This is a genomic window from Roseicyclus salinarum, from assembly GCF_029624655.1.
Taxonomy (GTDB): Bacteria; Pseudomonadota; Alphaproteobacteria; order Rhodobacterales; family Rhodobacteraceae; genus Roseibacterium; species Roseibacterium salinarum.
In genome coordinates this window covers 90,520-115,750 of record NZ_JARRSA010000001.1, presented here as the reverse complement: position 1 = coordinate 115,750, position 25,231 = coordinate 90,520, and the positions used below count along the sequence as shown (strand labels likewise).

Sequence of the window (25,231 nt, the reverse complement as noted above, 5' to 3'; positions counted from 1 at the left end):
CGCATCTCAGGGCTTCGTCATGAAGCTCACCGTCTGGACATACGAGGGCCCGCCGCATGTCGGCGCGATGCGCGTCGCGACCGCGATGAAGGGGCTGCACTACGTTCTGCACGCCCCCCAGGGCGATACCTACGCCGATCTTCTCTTCACCATGATCGAGCGGCGCGACCACCGCCCGCCCGTCACCTACACGACCTTCGAGGGTCGCGATCTGGGCGAGGATACCGCCGGCATCTTCAAGAAGACCTGCCAGGACGCCTACGACCGCTTCAGGCCGCAGGCCCTGATCGTCGGCGCCTCCTGCACGGCCGAACTGATCCAGGACGATCCCGGCGGCCTTGCCGAGACGATGGACATTCCCGTGCCGGTCGTCGCGCTGGAGCTTCCCTCCTATCAGCGCAAGGAGAACTTCGGCACCGACGAGACATTCTACCAGCTGGTCAAGGCGCTTGCCGCCCCGATGGACCGGACGCCCGACGTCACCGCCAACCTCATCGGACCTCTCGCGCTGGGCTTCCGCCATCGCGACGACATCGAGGAGGTGAAGGGCCTGCTCTACGAGATGGGGATCGGGATCAACGTCGTGGCCCCGTTCGACGCGACGCCGCATGACCTCGCGCGGCTCGGCCAGGCCCATGTCAATGTGCTGATGTATCCCGAACATGCCGAGACGGCCGCCCGACACATGGAGCGGACGCTTGGAATTCCCTACACCAGAACGGTCCCGATCGGTGTCGGCGCGACACACGACTTCGTCGCCGAAGTGGCTCGAATCTGCGGTATGGAGCCGAAAAAGGACCTGTCGCGCCTGCGTCAGCCCTGGTGGTCCAGGTCCGTCGACTCGACCTATCTGACCGGTAAGCGCGTGTTCGTGTTCGGCGACGCCACGCATGTTCGCGCCGCCGCCCGCATCGCCCGGGACGAGATGGGCTTCGACGTCGTCGGCCTTGGATGCTACAACCGCGAATTCGCCCGCGGCATCCGCCGGCTTGCCGGGGAGTTCGGCCTCGAGGCGCTGATCACCGACGACTATCTCGAGGTCGAGAAGGCCATCGAGGACGCCGCGCCCGAGATGATCCTCGGCACGCAGATGGAGCGCCACATCGGCAAGCGCCTCGGGATCCCCTGCGCCGTGATCTCCGCCCCCGTCCACGTTCAGGACTTCCCCGCGCGATACTCGCCCCAGATGGGCTGGGAGGGTGCGAACGTCATTTTCGACACCTGGATCCACCCGCTGGTGATGGGCCTCGAGGAGCATCTTCTCGCGATGTTCCGCGAGGATTTCGAGTTTCACGACGACGCGGGAGCCAGCCATCACGGCGGGCACGCCAGGCGGCCGGCCGCCACGCAAGCGGCGGAGGCTGGGGGGCCAGCCCCCCAGACCCCCGGGCGTATTGAAGGAAAGATGAAGGACGAGGCGCCGGAGCCCATGCGCGAGACCGGCGCGGACGTGACCGTCTGGCTGGCAGATGCCGAGCGCGAGTTGAAGAAGATCCCGTTCTTCGTGCGGGGCAAGGCCCGTCGGAACACCGAGAAGTTCGCCGCCGAGCGCGGCGTCACCGAGATCAGCGTCGATACGCTCTACGAGGCGAAGGCCCACTTTGCGAGGTGATGGCGATCATATTCCGGGCTACCGCGTGGTCATCGTCACGCTGGACGCCCATGCGGCGGGCCCCGCCGCGCGCGTCACGGAACGGCTGGCCGGAGAATTCCCGGGCCTGAGCGTGTCCGTCCATGCCGCAGCGGAATGGGCCGAGAACCCGGCCGCCCTGGAAGAGGCGAAGATTGCGGTGCGCCACGGCGATATCGTCATGGCCAATCTCCTGTTCATCGAGGAGCACATCGCCGCGATCCTGCCCGACCTCGAGGCACGGCGCCCGCAGTGCGACGCGATGATCGGCGTGATCTCGGCGAAGGAAGTCGTGCAGCTGACGCGCATGGGCGAGCTTGACATGAGGCGGCCGGCCTCGGGGCCGATGAAGCTGCTGAAGAAGCTGCGCGGCTCGAGGGAGCCTTCGGCCGAGTCCGGTGAGCGGCAGATGAAGATGCTGCGCCGGCTGCCGAAGATCCTGCGCTTCATTCCCGGGAAGGCTCAGGATCTGCGCGCCTGGTTTCTGACGATGCAATACTGGCTGGGCGGGTCGGATGACAACGTCGAGCAGATGGTGCGTTTTCTCGTCGGAAGCTACGGCCGCGACCGGGCGTTCCGGGGCGCGCGCGCCGAGGCGCCGATCGATTATCCCGATGTCGGCCTCTACCATCCCGATCTGCCGGGGCATCGCATCGTGACCGACGTGGGCGATCTGCCGAACCCGGAGAACCCGGTGGCGACGGTCGGTCTTCTGATGATGCGCAGCTACGTTCTTGCATCGGACACGGGCCACTACGACGGCGTCATCCGCAAGATGCAGGCGGCGGGGCTTGCCGTCGTCCCCGCCTTCGCGGGCGGCCTCGACGGACGCCCGGCCATCGAGGCGTATTTCGCTGGCGGCCGCATCGACGCGCTGGTGTCGCTGACCGGCTTCAGCCTGATCGGCGGCCCGGCCTACAACGACAGCGATGCGGCGGTGACGGTCCTGAAGGGGCTGGACGTGCCCTACATCGCGGCGCACCCGATCGAGTTCCAGACCCTTGGCCAATGGGCGTCCTCGCATGGCGGCCTCGGTCCGGTCGAGACGACGATGCTGGTGGCGCTGCCCGAAATCGATGGAGCGACGAACCCGACGGTCTTCGGTGGCCGCCACGGCGTCGAGGGTTGCCAAGGGTGTTCCTACAACTGTCCTCTCGCTTCCGATACCAAGGCGATGGCGCCCTGCCTCGAGCGGATCGACAGCCTTGTCGAGAAGACCCGGCGCCTCGCGCTTCTGCGGCGCAAGGCCAATGCCGAGAAGAAGGTTGGCATCGTCCTGTTCGGCTTCCCGCCCAACGCGGGCGCCGTCGGCACCGCGGCGTACCTCAGCGTCTTCGAGAGTCTTTTCAACACGCTGACCCGCATGAAGGCCGAGGGCTACGAAGTCGAGGTTCCGGCCTCGGTCGACGACCTGCGCCACATGGTCCTGAAGGGCAACGCACGTCAGTACGGGCAGGAGGCCAACGTCGCGGCCCATGTCGATGCCGACACGATCGTGCGCACGACCCCGCCGCTCAAGGCGATCGAGGCCGTGTGGGGACCCGCGCCGGGCAAGATCCAGTCCGACGGGCGCGGCGTGTTCGTGTTGGGCCGGCATTTCGGAAACGTCTTCGTGGGCGTTCAGCCGACCTTCGGATACGAGGGCGATCCGATGCGCCTTCTGTTCGAGAAGGGGTTTGCGCCGACGCACGCGTTCGCCACCTTCTACATGTGGCTGCGCAACACCTACCGGGCCGACGTGCTTCTGCATTTCGGGATGCATGGCGCGCTGGAATTCATGCCGGGCAAGCAGGCCGGCCTTGGCGCGCGGGACTGGCCGGACCGGCTGATCGGCGAAGTGCCGAACGTCTATCTCTACGCCTCCAACAACCCGTCCGAGGCGACGCTCGCCAAGCGCCGTTCGAACGCCGTGACGATCACGCACATGACGCCGCCGCTTGCCTCGGCGGGTCTTTACAAGGGGCTGTCGGAGCTGAAGGACAGCCTGACGCGCTGGCGCGGTTTCGCCCCCGACGCGCCCGAGCGCGGCGAGCTTGCGGCCCTGATCGAGGCCCAGGCCGAGGCGGTGGACCTTGCCGAGCGCGATCCCGACCGTCTGTGGCTGACGCTCCTCGAGACGGAGGACGCGCTGATCCCCGACGGCCTGCATGTCGTCGGCCGGCCGATCGCCGAGACCGAGCTGCAGGAGCACCTGCGCGTCATGGCCCAGACGGACCCCGAGACGCGCGCGCGGATCGAGCATCTGCTGCGGCAGGAGACCGAGCTGACCGGCCTGATGCGGGCGCTTTCGGCCCACTACATCGAGCCGGTGCCGGGTGGCGACCTGATCCGGTCACCCGAGGTTCTGCCCACGGGGCGCAACATCCATGCCTTCGATCCGTTCCGGATGCCCACGGCCTTCGCCCTTCGCGACGGCGCGAAGCAGGCGCAGCGCCTGATCGAGGCTGCGGGCGAGATGCCGCGATCCGTCGCGCTGGTTCTCTGGGGGTCGGACAACATCAAGTCGGATGGCGGGCCGATCAGCCAGGCGCTTGCGCTGATGGGCGCGCGGCCGCGTTTCGACGGCTACGGGCGGCTCTGCGGCGCGGACCTGATCCCGCTGGCGGAGCTCGGTCGCCCACGGATCGACGTCGTGATGACCCTTTCGGGCATCTTCCGGGACCTTTTGCCGTTGCAGACCCGGATGCTGGCCGAAGCTGCCTGGAAGGCCGCGACGGCCGACGAGCCCTCGGAGATGAATTTCGTCCGCGCCCATTCGCTCGACTACGCCGCGAAGATGGGCGTCGGCCTCGACGAGGCGAGCCTGCGCGTCTTCTCGAACGCCGAGGGGGCCTATGGCTCAAACGTGAACGCTCTGGTTGATTCCGGCGCGTGGGGAGAGGAGGACGAGCTGGCCGACGCCTACGAGGCCCGCAAGTCCTTCGCTTATGGCCGTGACGGCAAGGCGCACAAGAACGCCGGCCTTCTGCAATCCGCGCTGAAGGACGTCGATCTCGCCTACCAGAACCTCGAGAGCGTCGAGCTGGGCGTCACCACGGTCGATCATTACTTCGACACGCTCGGCGGCATCTCGCGGGCGGTCAAGCGGGCGAAGGGCGGGCGCGAGGCCCCGGTCTTCATCGGCGACCAGACGCGCGGCGAGGGCAAGGTGCGCACCCTGCAGGAGCAGGTCGCGCTCGAGACCCGCGCGAGAAGCCTGAACCCCAAGTGGTTCGAAGGTCTTCTGAAGCATGGCCACGAGGGCGTTCGCCAGATCGAGGCGCAGGTGACGAACACGCTGGGCTGGTCGGCAACGACCGGCCAGGTGGATCCCTGGATCTACCAGAGACTGTCCGAGACGTTCGTCCTCGACGAGGAAATGCGCCGCCGGATGGCAGAACTGAACCCGCAGGCGTCTGCCCGGATGGCGAACCGCCTGCTCGAAGCATTCGAACGCGATTACTGGCAACCCGACGAGGCGACGCTCGCCGCGCTTCAGGCCGGTGCGGACGAACTGGAGGACACGCTCGAGGGTCTGACCCCGGGCATGGCCGCCGAATAGGAGAGGACCAAGCAGATGCTGGACGAGAGAAACCCGCCCGCCGCCCGTGCCGCCGACCGCGAGGCCGACGGATTGCGCAAGCGCGGCCTCGGCGCGCCGCCCGTGCTGAAGAAGGGCGAGGACGGCGAGGGTTCGCTCCAGGTGCATCTCGACCCGTCGATGAAGATCGAGGGCGCGCAGGTCTTCGCGGTCTACGGCAAGGGGGGCATCGGCAAGTCGACGACCTCGTCGAACCTGTCGGCGGCGTTCTCGAAGCTGGGCAAGAAGGTCCTGCAGATCGGCTGCGACCCCAAGCATGATTCGACCTTCACGCTGACGGGCCACCTGCAGCCCACGGTGATCGACATCCTGAAGGACGTCGATTTCCACGCCGAGGAGCTGCGCCCCGAGGACTTCGTGACCACGGGCTACAACGGCGTCATGTGCATCGAGGCGGGCGGCCCGCCCGCCGGAACGGGCTGCGGCGGGTATGTCGTGGGCCAGACCGTGAAGCTTCTGAAGCAGCATCACCTGCTCGAGGATACCGACATCGTCATCTTCGACGTGCTCGGCGATGTCGTCTGCGGCGGGTTCGCGGCACCTTTGCAGCACGCCGACCGCGCGGTCATCGTGACGGCCAACGACTTCGACTCGATCTACGCGATGAACCGCATCATCGCCGCCGTTCAGGCGAAGTCGAAGAACTACAACGTCCGTCTCGCGGGATGCGTCGCCAACCGCTCGAAGGATACCGACGAGGTCGACCGCTACTGCGACACCGTGGGCTTCAGGCGTATCGCGCACATGCCCGATGTCGACGCCATCCGCCGCTCGCGCCTGAAGAAGAAGACGCTGTTCGAGATGCCCGACGACGAGGACATCGTGCAGTGCCGCGCGGAATACATCCGCCTCGCCGAGGCGCTTTATGCGGGCACCGACCCGCTTGCGCCCGCGCCGCTGGAAGACCGGCACATCTTTGAACTGCTGGGCTTCGATTGATGGTGGGAACCCCCACATACGGCGCCACGCGCGACAGGGTCGAGGAATACTTCGACCGCACCGCCACCACGACCTGGGAGCGGCTGACCTCGGACGCGCCGGTGTCCGGCATCCGCCAGACGGTGCGCGAAGGGCGTGACCGGATGCGCGCGATCATGCTGTCGCGGCTGGACGAGGACCTGAGCGGCACGCGCGTTCTGGACGCGGGCTGCGGCACGGGCGCGATGACCGAGGAGCTGGCGCGGCGCGGGGCCGACGTGGTCGCGGTCGACATTTCCCCGCAACTGGTGGGCATCGCGCGGCGGCGCGTCCCCGAGGCGCTTCAGCACCGGGTCGATTTCCGCTCGGGCGACATGCTTTCGGCCGATCTGGGACGCTTCGATCATGTCGTGGCGATGGATTCGATGATCTACTACGAGGCGGACGACCTGGGGCGCGCGATCGCGAACCTTGCCCGGCGCGTGTCGGGCTCGATCGTCTTCACCGTCGCGCCGCGCACGCCGTTCCTGATGACCTTCTTCACGGTCGGCAAGCTCTTCCCGCGTTCCGACCGTTCGCCGACGATGATCCCCCACGCGCCCCGCGACGTGGCCCGCAAGACGGCCCTGAACGGCGCAGCGGGTTCGGTCGCCGAGATCGGCCGGGTGTCCCGCGGCTTCTACATCTCAACCTGTCTGGAGTATCGCGCATGAGCGTGCTCAAGCGGCTATCGATCAAGTATCTCCCCTTCGCGGATGCCGCGAGCGACGAGCTTCCGCTTGGGCAGCTTCTGCGTCTCAGCCTGTTCCAGGTCTCGGTCGGCATGGCCGCCGTGATGCTTCTGGGCACGCTCAACCGGGTGATGATCGTCGAGCTGCAGGTGCCCGCGTTCCTTGTCGCGATGATGGTGGCCCTTCCTGTCCTGATCGCGCCGTTCCGCGCGCTCCTCGGGTTCAAGTCGGATACCTACAAGTCCGCCATCGGCTGGAAGCGCATACCCTACCTGTGGTTCGGCACGCTCTGGCAGTTCGGCGGCCTCGCGATCATGCCCGCCGCGCTTCTGGTGCTGGGCGGCGACGTCACGCGGGTGCATTACGAAATCCCCTATGCGGGCGAGCTTCTGGCAGGGATCGCCTTCCTCATGACAGGTCTCGGGATGCACATGACGCAGACCGCAGGCCTCGCGCTGGCCGCCGACCGCGCGACGGACGAGACGCGTCCCAGGGTGGTCGCGCTTCTTTATGTCATGTTCCTCCTTGGCATGGGCGGCTCGGCCATCGTGATCGGCTGGCTCCTGCGCGAGTTCACGGCGATCGAGCTGATACAGGTCGTGCAGGGCACGGCCGTTCTGACCGTGATCCTGAACGTCGTCGCGCTCTGGAAACAGGAGCGGGTGCGCCCGATGACCAGGGCCGAACGCGAAGAGGCAAGCCCCAGCTTCCGCGACGCATGGGCCGACTACGCCAGTGGCGGCAGCGCCGGGCGGCTTCTGGTGGTCGTGTTCCTCGGGACGATGGCCTTCAACATGCAGGACGTGCTGCTCGAACCCTATGGCGGCGAGATCCTCGGCCTGTCGGTTTCGGCGACCACACTTCTGACCGCGACCTGGGCCTCGGGCGCGCTGGTCGGCTTTGCCATGGCCGCGCGCTGGCTCGGCTCGGGGATGAACCCCTACCGCATGGCCGGGCGCGGCATCCTCGCCGGCCTCGCGGCGTTCTCGGCGGTGATCTTCTCGAATCCGTGGTCCTCGTCCGAGCTGTTCTTCACCGGAGCCTGCCTGATCGGCTTCGGCGGTGGCCTGTTCTCGGTCGCTACGCTGACGGCGGCCATGACCATGCCCGCGGCCGGCAAGGCGGGCCGGGGCTTGGCGCTGGGCGCATGGGGCGCGGCGCAGGCGACGGCCGCCGGCATCTCCACCGCCATCGGCGGCGGGCTGCGCGATGTCGTGAACGGCATGGCCACGACCGGCCAGCTCGGCGAGGCTCTGGCCAACCCCGCGACCGGCTACTCGGTCGTCTACCACGTCGAGATTCTGCTTCTTTTCATAACGCTGGTGGCCCTCGGGCCGCTGGTGCGAACCGCAACGACCAAACGCGACAGGATGACGGGCAGATTCGGGCTCGCCGACCTGCCTACCTGACCCGCCGGAACGAAAGGATACCAAATGGTAAACGCATTCTTCGGGAACTTCGATCTCGCCAGCCTTTCGATCTGGCTGTTCTGGATCTTCTTCGCGCTGCTGATCTACTACCTGCAGACCGAGAACATGCGGGAAGGCTACCCGCTTGAAAACGAGGACGGAACGGCCTCGGCCAACCAGGGGCCCTTCCCGGTTCCGAACCCCAAGACCTTCGTGCTGCCGCACGGGCGCGGCGAGGTCACCGTTCCCTCGGCCGAGACCGAGGCGGCGCACCGTCGCGAGAATCTCGCCATGGAGAAGGTCGCGTGGGCCGCGGGCAACGGCTATCCCTACGAGCCGACGGGCGATCCGCTGGCCGACGGCATCGGTCCGGGCGCATGGACACCGCGCGCCGACGTGCCCGAGCTTGACGGCCACGGCCATCCCAAGATCGTGCCGATGGGCCAGACCGAAGCCTACCGCGTGAGCGCCGGCCGCGATCCTCGAGGTCTTCCGGTGATCGCCGGCGACAACGAAGTCGTGGGCACGATCTCGGACATGTGGGTCGACGCGCCGGAACAGCTGGTGCGCTACCTCGAGATCGAACTCGACGCCGAGCATGGCGGCGGCACGCGACTCGTCCCGATCCACTTCGTGCGAATCCTGTCGAACCGCGTCCGCATCTTCGCGATCTTCGGCAAGCACTTCGCCGGCGTCCCGGTGACGAAGTCGCCCAACCAGATCACCAAGCTCGAGGAAGAGAAAATCTCCGCCTACTACGGCGGCGGCATCCTCTACGCCTCGGCCGACCGCGTCGAGCCGCTGCTCTGAGCAGCGGTCCGAGACGACCGAAGGAGGACTGACCGATGCACGACCACGACGACTTTCAGACCGAGCCCGTCCGTGGACTTCCCGAGAACCTGCCGGAGGGTGAGCACATCCTCTGGCAGGGACACCCCGACTGGTGGGCCCTGACCCGTGAGGCGCTGAGCTTCTGGTGGGTCGCAGGCTACTTCGTATTCCTGTTCGCGTGGCGCACGACCGGCGGCGCTGCGACCGAGACCTGGACCCAAAGCGCGACGGCGGCCTCGTTCTTCCTCGTGCTGGGCGGCATCGTCTGCGCGCTCCTGCTCGCGATCGGCGTGATCCAGGCCAAGGCGACCGTCTACACGATCACCAATCGCCGGGTGGCGATGCGCATCGGCGCCGCGCTGACCATGACGCTGAACCTTCCGTTCCGCCGGATCCGCAACGCGACCCTGTCGCGGCGCGGGAACGGCACCGGCACGATCGCGCTGGAGATGGACAACGACGACGGCAAGGTGCGGCTGTCCTACATCCTGACGTGGCCGCATGTCCGCCCGTGGCGCCTGAAGCATCCGGAACCGGCCCTGCGCTGCATCCGGGACGCCGAGACCGTCGCAAAGCTGTTCGCCGAGGCCGCCGAGACGGCCGTCGCCGAACCGGTGATCGAACGGGTTCCGACGGCGCAGCCGGTCGCGGCCGAATAGGGAGGAGACCGGACATGCCCCTTACCCATGCCGAACGGAAACTGGTCAAGCGCGACAAGGAGATGGTGCCGACCATCCTGGTGCGGGCGATGTTTGTCCTGTGCCTGTGCGTCCTGATCATCGTCACCTACGCGCGGATCACGGACCGTCCGCTCGCCGCCATGCCGCCCTCGCTGGAGGAGGCGCCCGTCGTCCAGGAGCGGATGATCCGCATCTTCGGTCAGATGGACGGCTCTGCCCGCGTGCTCGACGTGGACGGAAACCTTGTGGCCGACTTCTCGCCGGAGGAAGGTGGATTCGTCGCCGGCATCCATCGCGTGCTGGAACGCGAACGTGGGGCAGTTGGCCTCGATGCATCCGAGCCCATCCGGCTGGTGCGCTTTTCAGACGGGCGCATCGGGCTTCGGGATGACCACACCGATTTCCGGGCCGAACTCTTCGGCTTCGGGGCGGACAACGAGGCGGCCTTCGCCCGCCTTCTGGAGGAATGACCGATGGGATGGATCACGAAAGAGCGCGAGACCGCGCCGTGCGAGGTGGAGGTAAGCCACCGCTTCGACAGCCTGCACGCGCACGTAAAGTTCCTGAACGGCGCAACGATCAACCCCGGTGACGAGGTGCTCGTCCACGGCGCGCCCGTGATGGCGCCCTACGGCGAGGTTGTCCGCGAGGAGCGGACGGCCACGATCACGCGGGCCTCGAAGCTGGAGCAGATGTGGACGCGCGCCACGGGCGACTTCGAGTTCATGGAGCTTTGCGAATTCAGCTTCTCCGAGGAGGTTTCGGTATGAAGGACCAGCTCAGCCATTCGGCCGACGCCGCCACCGTCGAAGAGGCGCTTGCGGCATCCAACCACCAGCCGGTCGTCGACAGCGAGGGCGCGACCGCGCTCGCCATGCAGAACACGCTTCTGACGCCGCGCTTCTACACCACCGACTTCGACGAGATGGACGCGATCGACGTCTCCAGCGTGCGCGAGGACTGGGACACCCTCATCGCGCAGATGAAAGCTGACCCCAACAGGGGCCACTTCAAGAAGAACGAGGACTGGGACCACATCGACTGGGAGAACATGGAACCCCGTCTGAAACGGGAATTCATCGACTTCCTCGTGTCGTCCTGCACCGCCGAGTTCTCGGGCTGCGTCCTCTACAAGGAGATGAAGCGGCGCGGCAACAACGAGGACATCGTCACGCTGTTCCAGCTGATGGCGCGGGACGAGGCCCGGCACGCGGGCTTCATCAACGACGCGCTGCGCGAGGCGGGGATCGCGGTGAACCTCGGCTTCCTTACTCAGAAGAAGAAGTACACCTACTTCCGGCCCAAGTTCATCTACTACGCGACCTACCTCAGCGAAAAGATCGGCTACGCGCGCTACATCACGATCTACCGTCACCTCGAGGCGAACCCCGAGCACCGATTCCACCCGATCTTCAAGTGGTTCCGCGAGTGGTGCAACGACGAGTTCAGCCACGGCGAGGCCTTCGCGCTTCTCATGAAGACCGACCCCAAGCTGACGTCGGGCGTCAACGTGTGGTGGATCAAGTTCTTCCTGACCGCGGTCTATTCGACGATGTATGTCCGCGACCACCAGCGTCCCGCCTTCCATGAGGCGCTGGGCGTCGATCCCGACTGGTATGCGCACGAGGTCTTCACCAAGACCTCCGAGGTCTCGAAGCAGGTGTTCCCGATCACCCTCGATATCGAGCATCCTCGCTGGGACAAGGGTCTGAAGGCGCTGCAGAGGGCGAATGCCGACCTCGCCGAGGCCAAGAAGTCCGGCAACGTCTTCAAGCGGGTCGGCGCCATGACACGCGCGGCGGCGGCCTTCGTGTCGCTCTACACGATCCCCGCGGTCAGGCACCGGGTTCCCGCCTCCACCCGGCTGGAGCCCGCCTACTGATGATGACCTCCCCCTGGATCGCGGCGCTTCTGGCGCTTTTCCTCTGGTGGTTCTCCACCGGGGCGATCCTGCTGACAGTCCGGCGGGCCGACAGGGAAGGGGCCAAGGCGCGGCTATGGGCCGTGCTCTGGAACCTGCCCTTCCTCGTCATCGGCGGCGTGGGCTTCATCGACACCGTGAACAACGACACGGTGGCGGGCGTCTACGTCGCCTTCCTGTCGGCGCTCGCGCTCTGGGGGTGGATAGAACTGGCGTTCCTGACCGGGGTCATCACCGGCCCGGTGCGCCAGCCCCTTAAGGACGGCGTTCCCGAATGGGAGCGGTTCATCCGCGCGTGGGGCACCATCGCCTATCACGAGATGCTGCTGGCCTTCACGCTGATCGGGATGGTGCTGCTCAGCTATGGCGCCGAGAACCAGTTCGGAACCTGGACCTTCACCGTTCTCTTCCTCGCCCGGATCAGCGCCAAGCTGAACCTGTATCTCGGGGTGCGTAAGATCAACGTGGAGTTCATTCCCGACCACCTCGCGCATCTTCCGAGCCATTTCCGCATCGCGCGGATGAACTGGCTCTTTCCGATCTCGATCACCGCGCTCAGCGTCGCCTCCGCCTTCTGGCTCGGCCACGTCTTTGCCTCGGACGCGCCGGCCCATGCCGTCGGCTATGCCCTTCTGGGCGCGCTTACCGCGCTCGCCCTGCTGGAGCACTGGTTCATGGTGCTCCCTCTCCCGGACGAAAGACTGTGGCGCTGGATGCTGCCCGAACGTCCCAGCCCCAACCAAGCGATACTGCCAAGCGAGGATGCCCGATGAACTTCGACAAGCTGTTCCAGTCCCAGCTCGATCAACTCAAGCAGGAGGGGAACTATCGCGTCTTCGCCGAGCTTCAGCGCAGCTGCGGGACGTTCCCGAGGGTCCGCAACCACTCCGACGGACAGGACGAGGTCACGGTCTGGTGCTCGAACGACTATCTCGGGATGGGGCAGCACCCAGACGTCATCGCGGCGATGATGCAGACGGTGAAGGAATGCGGCGCCGGCGCTGGCGGCACGCGCAACATCTCGGGCAACGCCTATCACCACAAGCGGCTGGAAGAGGAACTGGCGGATCTTCATGGCAAGGAGGCGGCGCTTCTGTTCACGTCGGGCTACGTGTCGAACTGGGCGTCGCTTTCGACACTCGGCTCGCGCCTTCCGAACGCCGTCATCCTCTCTGACGAGTTGAACCACGCCTCGATGATCGAGGGCATTCGCCACGCCAAGTGCGACAAGCGGATCTGGAAGCACAACGATCCCGAGGACCTCGATCGCAAGCTCGCGGCGCTTCCGGCGAACGCCACCAAGATCGTCGCCTTCGAATCGGTCTACTCGATGGACGGCGACATCGCCCCCATCGCCGAGATCCTCGACGTCTGCGAGAAGCACGGCGCGATGTCCTATATCGACGAGGTTCACGCCGTCGGCATGTACGGACCGCGCGGCGGCGGCGTGGCCGAGCGCGAGGGGCTGATGGACCGGATCACGCTGATCGAGGGCACTCTGGGCAAGGCCTTCGGCTGCGTCGGCGGCTACGTCACGGGCTCGCACGCGCTGGTGGACTTCATCCGCAGCTTCGCCTCGGGCTTCATCTTCACCACTGCCCTGCCACCGGCCGTCGCGGCGGCTGCCACGGCGTCGATCCGCCACCTCAAGGTGTCGAGCTACGAGCGCGACATGCAGAAGCGGCAGGTCGCGCGGCTGCGGGCCCGACTGGAGGCCGAGGGCATCCCGCACGAGCGAAACCCGTCTCACATCATTCCGGTGATGGTGAAGGATCCGGTGAAGTGCAAGATGCTGAGCGACATCCTGATGGAGCAGTTCGGCATCTACGTTCAGCCGATCAACTACCCCACGGTGCCAAAGGGAACCGAGCGCCTGCGCTTCACGCCCGGCCCCCTGCACACCGACGAGGACATCGAATATCTCGTGATGGCGCTCAAGACGCTTTGGAAGCAGTGCGCCATCGCCCATGCCGTGGCCTGACCGGCGGTTCCCCTCTCGGTAAAATAAAAAGGGGTGGACCCCAACACGCGCGCCCTATTTAACTCGGGCAGAGTTTCAGAAGGGAGACCACCCATGAAGAGCAAGTTTGTTCTCGCCGCAGCGGCAACGCTCCTGTCGGGCGCCATGGCCTATGCCCAGGACATCGAGACGACCGGAGATCCGGCCGCCGGTGAAGCAGCGTTCCGTCAGTGCGCAGCGTGCCACAACGTGGTCAACGAGGCCGGTGACGTCCTCGCGGGCCGTCCCAACATGCGCACCGGCCCGAACCTTTACGGGCAGATGGGCAACACCTTCGGTGAAGACGAGGAGTTCCGCTGGTCGCCGGGGCTGCAGGCCCTGAACGAACAGGGCGTTCAGCTCACCGAAGAGAACTTCGTCGCCTACATCCAGGACCCGACCGGGTTCATCCGCGAGGCGACGGGCGACGACTCGCTCCGTGGCGCGATGGCGGCACAGCGTCTGCGCGGCGACACCGCCGGCGCGGACCTCTACGCCTACCTCGTGTCGCTCGCCGAGTAAGGCGCAGCGAGCGGAATGACGCGAAGGGGCAGGTGCAGCGGCGCCTGCCCCTTTTTCGTGACTACTCGGCGGCTGCGGCCGCGGGTGGTTTCAGGAAGCCGATGATCTCCGCCGCGACACGGTCCGGCGCCTCCTCCTGCGCGAGATGGCCCACGCCATCCAGAATCTTCAGCGCGGCGTTCGGCATCGCCCGCGCCGCCCTTTCCGCAACGTCCGGCCGCACGGCCTGATCCCGCTGGCCGTGCAGGAACAGGGTGCGGGTGCCGATCCGTGGCAGCGCCGCGTTCAGCTCCTTCAGCGACCATTGCGCCATCATGGCGAGCGTCCCCTCGACATGCTCGCGCCGTGCGATCAGCCGCGTGTAGACCGACAGCGCATCGTCATCGAGTTCGGTTCCCGTGCCGCCCACGATGCTGCGCACCTGCGCGGCCGAGCTTCCGCGGCTGACGAAAAGGCCGCTGAACGGGTTCATGGCAAGAAGGCGCGCCATCATCGGAAAGAGAACCCCGGCGGGTCCCTTGAAGTCCTCGAGCGCCCCGTTGACGACGATCACGCTGTCGATGGGAAATGCGCCCTGCCGCGCCAGTTCCAGCGCCACCGCGCCACCGGCCGAATGGCCGACGACCACCCGAGGCTCGGCCCCGAGATGCTCGACCAGCGCCGCGACGTCCCGTGCCACCTGCGGCAGCCCGGACCGGCCGCGCGGGCTACGGGTGAACCCGTGGCCCGGAAGATCGGGCGCGATCAGCCGGTATCGGCCGTCCAGCCGCGACATCAGCCGATGCCAGCTATGGGCCGATGCGCCAGCACCGTGTAGCAGCAGCATGTCAGAACCTTGACCGGTGACCTGGACGTGCCAGCGGTGCGGCGCGACCGGAACGATGCGGCTGGCCGACCGAAGCGGCCAGTCCTCCGGGGGCAGGCCGGGGGTCAAACGGCCTCCAGCGCGGTTTCCACGGCCCTCGAGACGGCGCGCGCGTCGGCGCGCGGCAGCGGCAGGTATGGCACGCGCATCTCCTGCGCCAGCGCGTCGAGCGAGCGGGTCGGACGCAGCCCGGTGTCGATGACCAGCCCCGTCAGCCGTCTCGCCCGGATCGCGCGCGCCATCAGCGTCGCGTCCTCCGCCGCCTGCACCCGGTTCGCGGTGCCCGAAAGGTCCACGTTCGCGCGTCCGTCGGTCAGCAGCGCGATCGACGGCGTCATGCCCTTGCCTTCGGCGAAGGTGGCAAGTTCCAGCGCGGCTTTCAGCCCTGCGGCCAGCGGCGTGCCGCCCCCGCCCGGCAGTTGTCCCAGCCGCCGTTTCGTCTGCACCAGCGACCGCGTTGGCGGAAGCAGGACGTCGGCGCCGTCGCCACGGAACGCAACCAGCGCCACGTGATCCCGGCGCGAATAGGCTTCGGCCAGCAGAAGCTCGATCGCGCCCTTCGCCTCGGCCAGCCGCGCCAGCGCGGCGGACCCCGAGGCGTCGACCACGAAGATGATCGCGCGGTCCGAGCGTTCCTCGAATTGGCGCACACTGATGTCGGACATCCGCACGTGAAGCCCGTCCTCCCGTCCCGTGGTCTTGCGGCGGATCGGCTGCCACGGCGCGGCGGCGCGCAGCGTGGCCACGAGGTCGATGCGGGCGTCCCCGCCAAGCCGGCCGGCGCGCGAGGGCAGGGGCCGGCCGCGCCGGTTGCCCTTCTTCGTCGCGCCGGACCCGGTGGCGGCGGCGTTGCGCGCGGCGCGCCCGGCCTCCATCCGTGCAAGAAGGTGCGGCGGCAGCATCGCGCGCGCGGCCTCGATCAGCACCTCGGCGGGGATGGGCGGGGTGTCCTGCTCATCTCCCGGGTCCGCGTCGTCATGTGTCGCCTTATCGTCCTCGGGCGGCGCCTCGGGCTCCGGTTCGCCGGACACGGGATCGTCCGGGATCCGCGTCGCGCGGGGGGCAAGCACAAGCTCGACCGCGGTCAGAAGATCCGGCTCGTCCACTTGGGTCTCGCCCGACAGGGCCGCGCTGGCGCGCGCGACGGCCAGCGCCTGAAGCGGCGCGCGCAGGGACAGGATACCGAGCCGTGCGGCGACCTGCGCAAGATCGGAAATCGTGGCCTCAGTCACCGTGACATGCGGCAGGAGCCGACGGGCCTCGACGATGGCGTCAGTGTCGAGAGCCAGCGCCGTTGCGTCGGACAGCGCAAGGTCCGACAGGTCGAGATGAAGGGCGAGGCGGTCTGCGAGGCTTTCGGGAATGCGCTCCTCGGGGCCCGCGCCCTCGTCGAGCGCCACGAGGGAAAGTCCGCGCCTCTCGTCGAGCGCACGGGCGAGGCGCGCGGCGAGGCCCGCCTTCGCGCGTTCGGCCATCGGCAGGACAAGGACGCCCGGCCGTTCCAGAAGACCCGCCGTCCGCGTCACGGTCCCCGCACCCAGTGTCGCGGCAAGGTCGATGCCGCCGAAAAGCGCCTCGTCGCCGATGTTGGGGTGCAGCCGCGACACGCGCTTGCCCCTGACCGCAAGCTCCAGTCCCGACATGAAGCGGTCGCGCACCGGCCCGACACGGGCCCGAAGCCAGATGCCGCCAATCGCCGCGGGATCGAGCGAGAAGCAGGCGAGGGCAAGGTTTGCCCGTTGCCAGAGCTCCTCGCCGTCGCTCACGCCAGAACCTCCTCGACGGTGCGGGTGACGCGCGTGGTCGTGCCGGCGTCGTCCAGCGGATCGCGGCGCAGGCGGTGCCGCAGCGACGAGGCGGCGACGCGGCGCAGATGCCCGCGCGTGACCGAGGGCTCGTCCTCGAAGGCGGCCAGCGCGCGCGCGGCGCGCAGCAGCGTCAGCTCTCCGCGAAGCCCGTCGGACCCCAGCGCGACGCACAACTCGGCGCAATCGCGCAGGATGGCGTCATCGGCGTCCACATGGGCCAGCGCGGCGCGCGCCGTCAGGATGCGCGCCCGAAGTTCCATGTCCCGCGCGCGCCATTCGGTCATGAAGCCGTCGCGGTCCCGGTCGAAGGCGTCGCGGCGGCGGATGACCTCGACCCGCACCTCGATGTCGCGCGGGCTCTGAACCTCGACGGACAGTCCGAAGCGGTCCAGAAGCTGGGGCCGCAGTTCGCCCTCCTCGGGGTTGCCCGAGCCGACCAGAACGAAGCGCGCGGCATGGCGGATCGACAGGCCCTCGCGCTCGACGACGTTCTGGCCCGACTGCGCGACGTCCAGAAGCAGATCGACGAGGTGATCCTCGAGCAGGTTGACCTCGTCGATGTAGAGATAGCCGCGATTGGCCCGCGCAAGCAGCCCGGGCTCGAACGCCTTCTCGCCCTTCGACAGCGCCTTCTCGATGTCGAGCGCACCGACAACGCGGTCCTCGGTGGCGCCAAGCGGCAGGTCGATGACGGGCGTCGGCTTCTCGACGATGGCATGGTCGTGGACCTGCGCCCAGTCGGGCACATCGGCCTCGGCGGCCGAGTTGACCGGGCAGCCTGCGACGGCCTTTATCGGTGGCAGCAGCGCGGCGAGCCCGCGCACGGCGGTCGATTTGCCCGTGCCCCGGTCGCCGAACACCAGAACTCCGCCGATGCCCGGGTCGATCGCGGTCAGGATCATCGCCAGCTTCATGTCGTCCTGGCCGACGATGGCGGAGAACGGGAAGGCCCCGTTTGCGGAAAGGTCGGTCATTCGGCGGCTACCTCGATGGGATCTGGGGTCTTGCTTTCGGGGCGGTGCGTCAGGTCGGGCTCGGCGCCGTCCCAGGTTCCTTCCACCGCATCCAACCGAAAGCGGGCATAGAGTTCCTCGCGAAACCAGCCGCCCTCGCGGACGGCCCTGATCGCGCGGTCGTGGGGGCCGTCCGCGCGCGCGAACCGGGCCATTGTTGCGGTGTCCGGCCAGACGGAGAACGTCACCTGCTGCATCCAGGGCACCTCGCCGATGCCGATCTTGAACATCACGTTCGGGTCGCGCCCGATGGCGTCCGAGACGCCGGGCTCGTGTTTCCAGAACTTCAGCGCGGCGGAGGGCTTCACCGTCGCCCGCGTCAGCGCGGCCACGGGACCGTTCAGCGCGATGTCGGCGGGCGTGAAGGGCTCGGCCCCGGCCCATCTGCCGCGCGCGCTTGCGGGCGTCAGGAAGATCGTCAGCACCTCGCCGGCACGGGCGCGGTAACGGCGGAACACGGGAGTGCCGAACATCGCCCGGCGGGCCGCGTCATGATCGGGCCAGGTGGCGAGGATCGCGTAGACGGCGGTATTGGGAATGGGCGTGAAGCCCTCGCCCGTGCCCGAGCCGCAGAGCTTGAAGGTCTGCAGGTCCCGCACGGCGCCAAGCGCGAATCGTGCGGTCGCCATCTGTGAAAAGGCCCACAGGCGCGAGGACAGAGAGCCGAAACGAAACAGGCTCAGGGTGACGGATTGCATGGCCGGTCTCTCCATGTGTCAACTTATCCTTACATACTTCGCTCTTCGGGAAAAGGGACTTCCTGTCGCGTTTTTCTTGGCAAGCCCGGATGCTTTGCCGTAATGTCAAGGAAACTAGACAGTACTGGACAAGCCATGAACGACCAGTCCCCCCAGCCCGGTCCGTCGCGCGCGGTCGTCATCGGCGCGGGTCTAGGCGGCCTGTCCGCCGCGATGCGCCTTGGGGCGAAGGGATACGCGGTGACGTTGCTCGACCGGCTGGACCGTCCCGGCGGGCGCGGCTCGTCGATCACGCGCGACGGCCACCGATTCGACCTTGGCCCGACCATCGTCACCGTGCCGCAGGTGTTTCGCCAGCTCTGGGCGGAGTGCGGGCGCGACTTCGAGGCCGAGGTCGATCTCAGGCCCGTCGATCCCTACTACGAGATCCGCTGGCGCGACGGGTCCACCTTCACCGTCCGTCAGGACGAGGAGGCGATGATCGACGAGGTGCGCCGCCTTTCGCCGCGCGACGTCTCAGGATACCGGACGTTCCTGAAGGACAGCGAGGCGCGCTACCGCTTCGGCTTCGAGGGTCTCGGCCGCCGGCCGATGAACAAGCTCGGGGACCTGCTGCGCGAATTGCCCGGCTTCGTGAAACTGCGCGCTGACCGGTCGGTCTATGCGCACGCCAAGGCGCGCGTTCGCGACCCGAGGCTTCGCATGGCGCTGAGCTTCCATCCGCTGTTCATCGGCGGCGACCCCGCGCACGTCACGTCGATGTATATCCTCGTCAGTCACCTCGAAAAGGAATTCGGCGTCCATTACGCGATGGGCGGCGTGCAGGCGATGGCCGACGCGATGGTGCGCGTGATCGAGGATCAGGCCGGAAATGTGCGGCAGGGGGCCGAGGTCGACGAGATCCTGACGGCGGGCGGCCGCGCGACCGGTGTCCGGCTGAAGGGCGGCGAGGAAGTGCGCGCCGACGTGGTGGTGTCGAACGCAGACCCGGGCCACACCTATTCCCACCTTCTGCGCAACACGTCCCGCAAGCGCTGGACGGATCGGCGGCTGGACCGCTCGCGCTGGTCGATGGGCCTTTTCGTCTGGTATTTCGGGACGCGCGGCACGAAGGGCAAATGGACCGACGTGGGCCACCACACCATCCTGAACGGGCCGCGCTACACCGGGCTTCTGCACGACATATTCATGCGCAAGCACCTTGCCGGCGACATGTCGGTCTACCTGCACCGGCCGTCCGTCACCGACCCGACCGTTGCGCCCGAAGGGGACGATACCTTCTACGCCCTCTCGCCGGTGCCGAACCTTCACGGGACCGACGCCGTGGACTGGGCCGACATGAGCGAGACCTACAGGCGCAACCTCGCCAAGGTTCTGGACGAGCATCTGATCCCCGGGTTCGAGGCCCATCTCTCGGCCAGCGAGGTCTTCACGCCCGAGACCTTCCAGAGCCGCTATCTCAGCCCCCACGGCGCCGGTTTCAGCCTCGAGCCGCGCATTTTCCAAAGCGCGTGGTTCCGGCCGCACAATATCTCGGAAGAGGTCGAGAACCTCTTTCTCGTCGGCGCGGGAACACATCCCGGCGCGGGCATCCCCTCGGTGGTGACCTCGTCCGAGGTCCTGACGCAACTGGTGCCGGACGCGGCGCGCCCGGTGGTGAAGGACGTGAGGCTTGCAGCGGAATGATGGACACGAGGGATCTCGAGCATTGCCGTGACGCGATCCGGGAAGGATCGTATTCGTTTCACGCGGCGTCCCGGCTTCTGCCGGCCCGCGTGCGCGACCCTGCGCTGGCGCTTTATGCGTTCTGCCGCGTGGCCGACGACGAGGTCGATCTGGGTATGAACAAGCCCGCGGCCGTGCTCGCGCTGCGCGACAGGCTGGACCTCGCCTATGCCGGGCGGCCGCGCAACGCACCCGCTGACCGCGCGATGGCCGCCCTGATCGAGCATTACGAGATGCCGCGCGCCCTGCCCGAGGCGCTTCTGGAGGGGCTCGCCTGGGACGGAATGGAACGGCGCTATGCCACGCTGTCACAGCTGCGCGACTATTCCGCCCGCGTCGCGGCGGCGGTGGGCGTGATGATGTGTGTCCTGATGCGCGTCCGCGAGGCGCAGACGCTGGCGCGGGCCTGTGATCTGGGCGTCGCGATGCAGCTGACGAACATCGCGCGCGACGTGGGCGAGGACGCGCGCGCCGGGCGTCTCTACCTTCCGACGGAGTGGATGGACGAGGCGGGGATCGACGTCGACGCCTTCCTCGCCGATCCGCATCCCACGCCTGCGATCCGCCGGATCGTGAAGCGCCTTCTGGCCGAGGCCGACCGGCTGTACTATCGGTCCGAGGCCGGCATCGGGCGCCTGCCCCTCGCGGCGCGGCCGGGCATCTTCGCGGCGCGGCACTGCTACGACGCCATCGGACAGCAGCTGAAGCGCAACGGGCATGACAGCGTGACGACCCGCGCCTTCACGACCCGGACACAGAAGATGGGGCTTCTGGGCTGGTCCATCATCCGCGCCGGCGCTGCGACGGCCCTGCCGCAAAGCGCCGTCTACTACGCGAAGCCGCTGGACGAGGTCGCGTTCCTTGTCGATGCGGCGGCGCATCCCGACAGGTCGCGAACCGGCTGGGGCGAGAGTGTCCTTTCGGTCCTGTCGCAGCTCGAAGCGCGGGACCGCGAAGATGAAAGCTTGGCCGGCGCGGTGTGACGCCCTATCTGCCATTCATGGAATGGGGTTTGTTCGCGATCTTTCTGCTCGCCTGCGGTGCGGCGGCGACCACCGGCTCGATGTTCATGCCTGGGGCATGGTATCGTGGCCTGTCCAAGCCGCCGTGGACGCCGAAGGACTGGATGTTCCCCGTCGTCTGGACGATCCTCTACCTGTCCTCCGCCTACGCCGCGTCCCGCGTCGCCCCGATTGAGGGAAGTGCCTACGCGATGGCCTTCTGGGCGATGCAGATCGCCTTCAACACGCTCTGGACGCCGATCTTCTTCGGGCTGCACCGGATCAGGGCGGCATTTGTCGTCATGACGGGCCTCTGGGTGGCCGTGGCGGGCACGATGGTCACGTTCTGGACGCTGGACTGGATCGCGGGGGCGCTTTTCGCGCCCTATCTCGCGTGGGTCACTGTCGCGGGTGCGCTCAACGCCAGCGTCTGGATGCGCAATCCGAGCGAAGCGGCGCAACCCGCGGAGTAGACGGCCGGACCGTCTGGCTGGCGTACATCGTGGCCTCCAATTCCTCCGACGAAGCTGGCCGGCACATCACACCGTGCATCGCTGGGCGGATCTGGGTCCTACAAGAAGGGCACGCCGCTGGACCAACCGTCGGGCGGGCGACGCCGCATGGATGGTGGACCCCGGGCATCCGTTCAGGATGCCAGTATCGCGCGCGAGGAAAGGGCCGACGCGGAAAAGCGAGTTGTCTGAAGGGTCGCACAGCCGAAAATACCGAGAGACCAAATGAAAAGGGCGCCGCAGAGGGCGCCCTTTCGCATTCCTGCGCGAGTGACTTAGGCCAGCGTGCGCTCGACCTCTTCGCGTTCGAAGATCTCGATGACGTCACCCTTGCGGATGTCGTCGTAGTTCTCGAACGCCATGCCGCATTCCTGGCCGGACTGCACTTCCTTGACTTCGTCCTTGAAGCGCTTGAGCGTCTTCAGGGTGCCTTCGTGCACCACGACGTCGTCGCGCAGCAGGCGGACGCCGGCGGAACGCCGCGCCACGCCCTCGGTCACGAGGCAGCCTGCAACCGTTCCCACGCCCGAGACGCGGAAGGTCTCGCGGATCTCGGCATAGCCGATGAAGTTCTCGCGGATCTCGGCGCCCAGAAGGCCCGATGCCGCCGCCTTCACGTCGTCGACGAGGTCGTAGATCACCGAGTAGTAGCGGATCTCGACGCCCTTCTGGTTGGCGGCGCTGCGTGCCGGCGCGTTTGCCCGCACGTTGAAGCCGATGACCGGCGCTCCCGAAGCTTCGGCCAGGCCGATGTCGCTTTCGGTGATGGCGCCGACGCCGTAGTGGAGCACGCGGACGCGCACCTCGTCGTTGCCGATCTTCTCCATCGCCTGCACGATCGCCTCGGCAGAACCCTGCACGTCGGCCTTCACCACGATGGGCAGCTCGCTGACGCTCTTGTCCGCCTTGGCCTTCGCAAGCAGCTGGTCCAGCGTGGTCGCGGCGCCGGCGGCGGCGCGCTTGTCCTTGGCGGCGTTGTGGCGGTATTCGGCGATCTCGCGGGCCTGCGCCTCGGTGGAGACGACGTTCAGGACGTCGCCCGCCTCGGGCGTGCCGTTCAGGCCGAGCACCTCGACGGGGACGGACGGCCCGGCTTCCTTCACGCGCTCGCCCTTGTCGTTCATGAGCGCGCGGACCTTGCCCCACTGTTCGCCGACGACGAAGATGTCGCCCTGACGCAGCGTGCCCTTCTGGACGAGGACGGTTGCGACGGGGCCTCGGCCCACGTCGAGCTGCGCCTCGATCACCGCGCCCTCAGCGGGACGGTCGGGGTTCGCCTTCAGCTCGAGGATCTCGGCCTGCAGCGCGATCGCCTCGAGCAGTTCGGTGAGGCCCTGACCGGACACGGCCGAGACTTCGACGTCCTGCACGTCGCCTGACATCTTCTCGACGACGACCTCGTGCTGGAGAAGGTCGGTGCGCACCTTGTCCGGGTTCGCGGAAGGCTTGTCGATCTTGTTGATCGCCACGATCATCGGGACCTTGGCGGCCTTGGCGTGATTGATCGCTTCGATCGTCTGCGGCATGACCGCGTCGTCCGCGGCCACGACGAGCACGACGACGTCCGTCACCTGTGCACCGCGCGCCCGCATCGACGTGAACGCGGCGTGGCCGGGCGTGTCGAGGAAGGTCAGGACAGCGCCGGAATCCGTCGTCACCTGGTAGGCGCCGATATGCTGCGTTATGCCGCCGGCCTCGCCCGAGACGACGTTCGCCTGGCGGATCCGGTCGAGCAGCGACGTCTTGCCGTGGTCGACGTGGCCCATGATGGTGATCACGGGCGGACGAGGCAGCATTTCAGCCTCGTCGTCGTCGTCACCGACGATCACATCCTCGACGTCAGCGGCCGAGACGCGCTGAACGCGGTGGCCGAATTCCTCGATGATGAGTTCCGCGGTGTCTGCGTCGATCGGCTGGTTCTGCGTGACCATCAGGCCGTTGTTCATCAGAGCCTTGACCACGTCGGCCACGCGCTCGGCCATGCGGTTGGCGAGCTCGGAGACGATGATCGACTCGGGCAGCTGCACGTCGCGCACGATCTTCTCGCGGTCCTGACCGTTACCCATGGCCTTCTGGCGCGCACGCTCCTGCTTGCGCTTCATGGCGGCGAGGCTGCGCTGACGTCCGCCTTCGCCACCGGCGAGGGCCTGGTTGACCGTCAGCTTGCCGGACCGGCGTTCGCCACGGCCAGCGCCCTTCCGGGCGCCACGGTCGTCTTCTTCCTTGCGGCGCGGGGGTGCCGCGGGCGCCTGCTTGCCACGGCCCGCGGGCGCGGTCGACGGCTCGGCCGCGGTCGGTTCCGCGGCGGCGGCGGGCGGCGCATTCCTGCGCGCTTCCTCTTCCTCGCGGCGGCGGCGGTCTTCTTCTTCCTTGGCCTTCAGCGCTTCTTCGCGCTCACGCTCTTCGCGTTCCTTGGCCTCGATCTCGGCGCGGCGGCGGGCGCGTTCCTGTTCGCGCTCCTTCTCCTCCTGCGCACGGCGCACCTCATCCTCGGCCTCGCGGGCCTTGGCGGCCTGGAGCGCCTTCAGCCGACGCTCGAGTTCGGCGTCGGGAACGGCCTTGTCACGCTTTCCGCCCTCGGCATTCTGCGCCGCAGCGTTCTGCTGTCCCGGCTTGGGGACGACCACGCGCTTGCGCTTCGTCTCGACTACGACGCTTTTGGTGCGCCCGCGCGAGAAACTCTGGTTCACGCGGCCGGACCGCGCGCCGCCAGATAGGCCAAGAGGTTTTTTTCCGTCCTGATCGCTCATGCGTTCCGTTCGTCCTTCCCGGCGGGTGCACCGCCGTCTGCCTTGCGCAGGCCCCTGAGTTTCGCCGCACCCTCTACAACACGGGGGGAGAGACCGCCAGCGGCAAGCGCGCCATGTATCACACTTTGGCGTCCGAATGCCAAACCCAATTCCCGGGCCGTCAGGACGCTGAAGTAGCGGGCGCCCGTCGGCGTCCAGAGCTTCGATTTTCCCCGCTCGGACCCGTCGGTCGCCTGCAGGAGCACGGCCACCTTGCGGGTGGCCAGCCAATCCTTCACCTTCTCGAACCCGGCCACCGCGTCGCCCGACTTGCGGCTGAGCGCGATCAGGTCGGTAAGCCGCCGGACCAGCGCCGCCTCGACCCTTTCGACGAGGTCGGACGGCACGGTGACAGGCCGTTTCGCCGCGCGCGCGAAGAGGTTCTTCGCGACCGCCTTGCCGATGGCGTCCCGATCGGCGCTGACCCAGATGCCCCGGCCCGGCAGCTTTTCGAGCACGTCCGGGGCGATCTCGCCGTCAGGCGCCACCACGAAGCGGACCAGCCCGTCCTTGGGCTGGGTCTCGCCCGTGACGATGCAACGCCGTTCCGGGCCGTCGTCATGATCCTTGTTCCGGCCGCCCCGCGTCATCGAGGTGCC

At 67.5% G+C, this 25,231-nt stretch carries 22 protein-coding genes; 16 read left to right on the top strand and 6 right to left on the bottom strand.

Annotated features, from left to right (window positions below):
• Positions 1-19: 19 nt before the first annotated feature.
• The 13 genes from bchB (at position 20) to P6F26_RS00520 (ending at position 14,221) form a co-directional block, all read left to right on the top strand.
• On the top strand, positions 20-1,612 hold the full coding sequence (bchB, locus tag P6F26_RS00580) for a ferredoxin:protochlorophyllide reductase (ATP-dependent) subunit B (protein ID WP_278026684.1): 1,593 nt from the start codon (positions 20-22) through the stop codon (positions 1,610-1,612).
• Positions 1,602-5,171: a magnesium chelatase subunit H gene (locus tag P6F26_RS00575; RefSeq protein ID WP_278026683.1), complete on the top strand. Its 3,570-nt coding sequence runs from the start codon at positions 1,602-1,604 to the stop codon at positions 5,169-5,171. Before bchB ends, P6F26_RS00575 begins: the two co-directional genes overlap by 11 nt.
• 159 nt (positions 5,172-5,330) lie before the next feature.
• Complete coding sequence (bchL, locus tag P6F26_RS00570) at positions 5,331-6,149, top strand: ferredoxin:protochlorophyllide reductase (ATP-dependent) iron-sulfur ATP-binding protein (protein WP_278026858.1); 819 nt, start codon at positions 5,331-5,333, stop codon at positions 6,147-6,149.
• Positions 6,149-6,841 (top strand): magnesium protoporphyrin IX methyltransferase, encoded by a 693-nt coding sequence (bchM, locus tag P6F26_RS00565; protein WP_278026682.1) that lies wholly within the window; start codon positions 6,149-6,151, stop codon positions 6,839-6,841. Before bchL ends, bchM begins: the two co-directional genes overlap by 1 nt.
• On the top strand, positions 6,838-8,268 hold the full coding sequence (locus P6F26_RS00560; protein ID WP_278026681.1) for a PucC family protein: 1,431 nt from the start codon (positions 6,838-6,840) through the stop codon (positions 8,266-8,268). Before bchM ends, P6F26_RS00560 begins: the two co-directional genes overlap by 4 nt.
• 24 nt (positions 8,269-8,292) lie before the next feature.
• Complete coding sequence (puhA, locus tag P6F26_RS00555; protein WP_278026680.1) at positions 8,293-9,078, top strand: photosynthetic reaction center subunit H; 786 nt, start codon at positions 8,293-8,295, stop codon at positions 9,076-9,078.
• Positions 9,079-9,113: 35 nt separating this feature from the next.
• The gene (gene puhB, locus P6F26_RS00550; protein ID WP_278026679.1) at positions 9,114-9,758 is read left to right on the top strand and encodes a photosynthetic complex putative assembly protein PuhB; all 645 of its coding nucleotides are present in this window, start codon (positions 9,114-9,116) and stop codon (positions 9,756-9,758) included.
• A gap of 14 nt (positions 9,759-9,772) precedes the next feature.
• Positions 9,773-10,249, top strand: a complete 477-nt coding sequence (puhC, locus tag P6F26_RS00545) for a photosynthetic complex assembly protein PuhC (RefSeq protein WP_278026678.1) — start codon at positions 9,773-9,775, stop codon at positions 10,247-10,249.
• Positions 10,250-10,252: 3 nt separating this feature from the next.
• Positions 10,253-10,549: a hypothetical protein gene (locus tag P6F26_RS00540; protein WP_278026677.1), complete on the top strand. Its 297-nt coding sequence runs from the start codon at positions 10,253-10,255 to the stop codon at positions 10,547-10,549.
• Positions 10,546-11,661 carry a magnesium-protoporphyrin IX monomethyl ester (oxidative) cyclase gene (gene acsF, locus P6F26_RS00535; protein WP_278026676.1) on the top strand — a complete coding sequence of 372 codons (1,116 nt, stop codon included), beginning with the start codon at positions 10,546-10,548 and terminating at the stop codon, positions 11,659-11,661. The genes P6F26_RS00540 and acsF overlap by 4 nt, the downstream gene beginning before the upstream one ends.
• The gene (puhE, locus tag P6F26_RS00530; protein WP_278026675.1) at positions 11,661-12,473 is read left to right on the top strand and encodes a putative photosynthetic complex assembly protein PuhE; all 813 of its coding nucleotides are present in this window, start codon (positions 11,661-11,663) and stop codon (positions 12,471-12,473) included. Before acsF ends, puhE begins: the two co-directional genes overlap by 1 nt.
• Complete coding sequence (gene hemA, locus P6F26_RS00525; RefSeq protein ID WP_278026674.1) at positions 12,470-13,681, top strand: 5-aminolevulinate synthase; 1,212 nt, start codon at positions 12,470-12,472, stop codon at positions 13,679-13,681. The genes puhE and hemA overlap by 4 nt, the downstream gene beginning before the upstream one ends.
• Before the next feature lie 93 nt (positions 13,682-13,774).
• Positions 13,775-14,221 (top strand): c-type cytochrome, encoded by a 447-nt coding sequence (locus P6F26_RS00520; RefSeq protein ID WP_278026673.1) that lies wholly within the window; start codon positions 13,775-13,777, stop codon positions 14,219-14,221.
• A gap of 61 nt (positions 14,222-14,282) precedes the next feature.
• On the opposite strand, the gene bchO is transcribed toward P6F26_RS00520, so the two are convergent.
• The 4 genes from bchO to crtA are packed head-to-tail and all read right to left on the bottom strand — an operon-like array spanning position 14,283 to position 18,605.
• A complete protein-coding gene (bchO, locus tag P6F26_RS00515; RefSeq protein WP_278026672.1) occupies positions 14,283-15,155 on the bottom strand; it encodes an alpha/beta fold hydrolase BchO in 873 nt (290 codons plus the stop codon).
• On the bottom strand, positions 15,152-16,852 hold the full coding sequence (locus P6F26_RS00510; protein WP_278026671.1) for a magnesium chelatase subunit D: 1,701 nt from the start codon (positions 16,850-16,852) through the stop codon (positions 15,152-15,154). The genes bchO and P6F26_RS00510 overlap by 4 nt, the downstream gene beginning before the upstream one ends.
• Positions 16,849-17,868 carry a magnesium chelatase ATPase subunit I gene (gene bchI, locus P6F26_RS00505; protein WP_278026670.1) on the bottom strand — a complete coding sequence of 340 codons (1,020 nt, stop codon included), beginning with the start codon at positions 17,866-17,868 and terminating at the stop codon, positions 16,849-16,851. The genes P6F26_RS00510 and bchI overlap by 4 nt, the downstream gene beginning before the upstream one ends.
• Complete coding sequence (crtA, locus tag P6F26_RS00500; protein ID WP_278026669.1) at positions 17,865-18,605, bottom strand: spheroidene monooxygenase; 741 nt, start codon at positions 18,603-18,605, stop codon at positions 17,865-17,867. The genes bchI and crtA overlap by 4 nt, the downstream gene beginning before the upstream one ends.
• Before the next feature lie 135 nt (positions 18,606-18,740).
• On the opposite strand from crtA, the gene P6F26_RS00495 reads away from it, so the two are divergent.
• Genes P6F26_RS00495 through tspO form a run of 3 tightly spaced genes read left to right on the top strand, consistent with a single transcriptional unit; the run spans position 18,741 to position 21,804 of the window.
• Positions 18,741-20,291 carry a phytoene desaturase gene (locus tag P6F26_RS00495; protein WP_278026668.1) on the top strand — a complete coding sequence of 517 codons (1,551 nt, stop codon included), beginning with the start codon at positions 18,741-18,743 and terminating at the stop codon, positions 20,289-20,291.
• A complete protein-coding gene (crtB, locus tag P6F26_RS00490; protein ID WP_278026667.1) occupies positions 20,288-21,313 on the top strand; it encodes a 15-cis-phytoene synthase in 1,026 nt (341 codons plus the stop codon). The genes P6F26_RS00495 and crtB overlap by 4 nt, the downstream gene beginning before the upstream one ends.
• Positions 21,314-21,342: 29 nt before the next feature.
• Complete coding sequence (gene tspO / locus P6F26_RS00485) at positions 21,343-21,804, top strand: tryptophan-rich sensory protein TspO (RefSeq protein ID WP_347403021.1); 462 nt, start codon at positions 21,343-21,345, stop codon at positions 21,802-21,804.
• Between the two features lie 314 nt (positions 21,805-22,118).
• On the opposite strand, the gene infB is transcribed toward tspO, so the two are convergent.
• A complete protein-coding gene (gene infB / locus P6F26_RS00480; RefSeq protein ID WP_278026665.1) occupies positions 22,119-24,593 on the bottom strand; it encodes a translation initiation factor IF-2 in 2,475 nt (824 codons plus the stop codon).
• Positions 24,590-25,222, bottom strand: a complete 633-nt coding sequence (locus P6F26_RS00475; RefSeq protein WP_278026664.1) for an RNA-binding protein — start codon at positions 25,220-25,222, stop codon at positions 24,590-24,592. Before P6F26_RS00475 ends, infB begins: the two co-directional genes overlap by 4 nt.
• Positions 25,223-25,231: the final 9 nt, after the last annotated feature.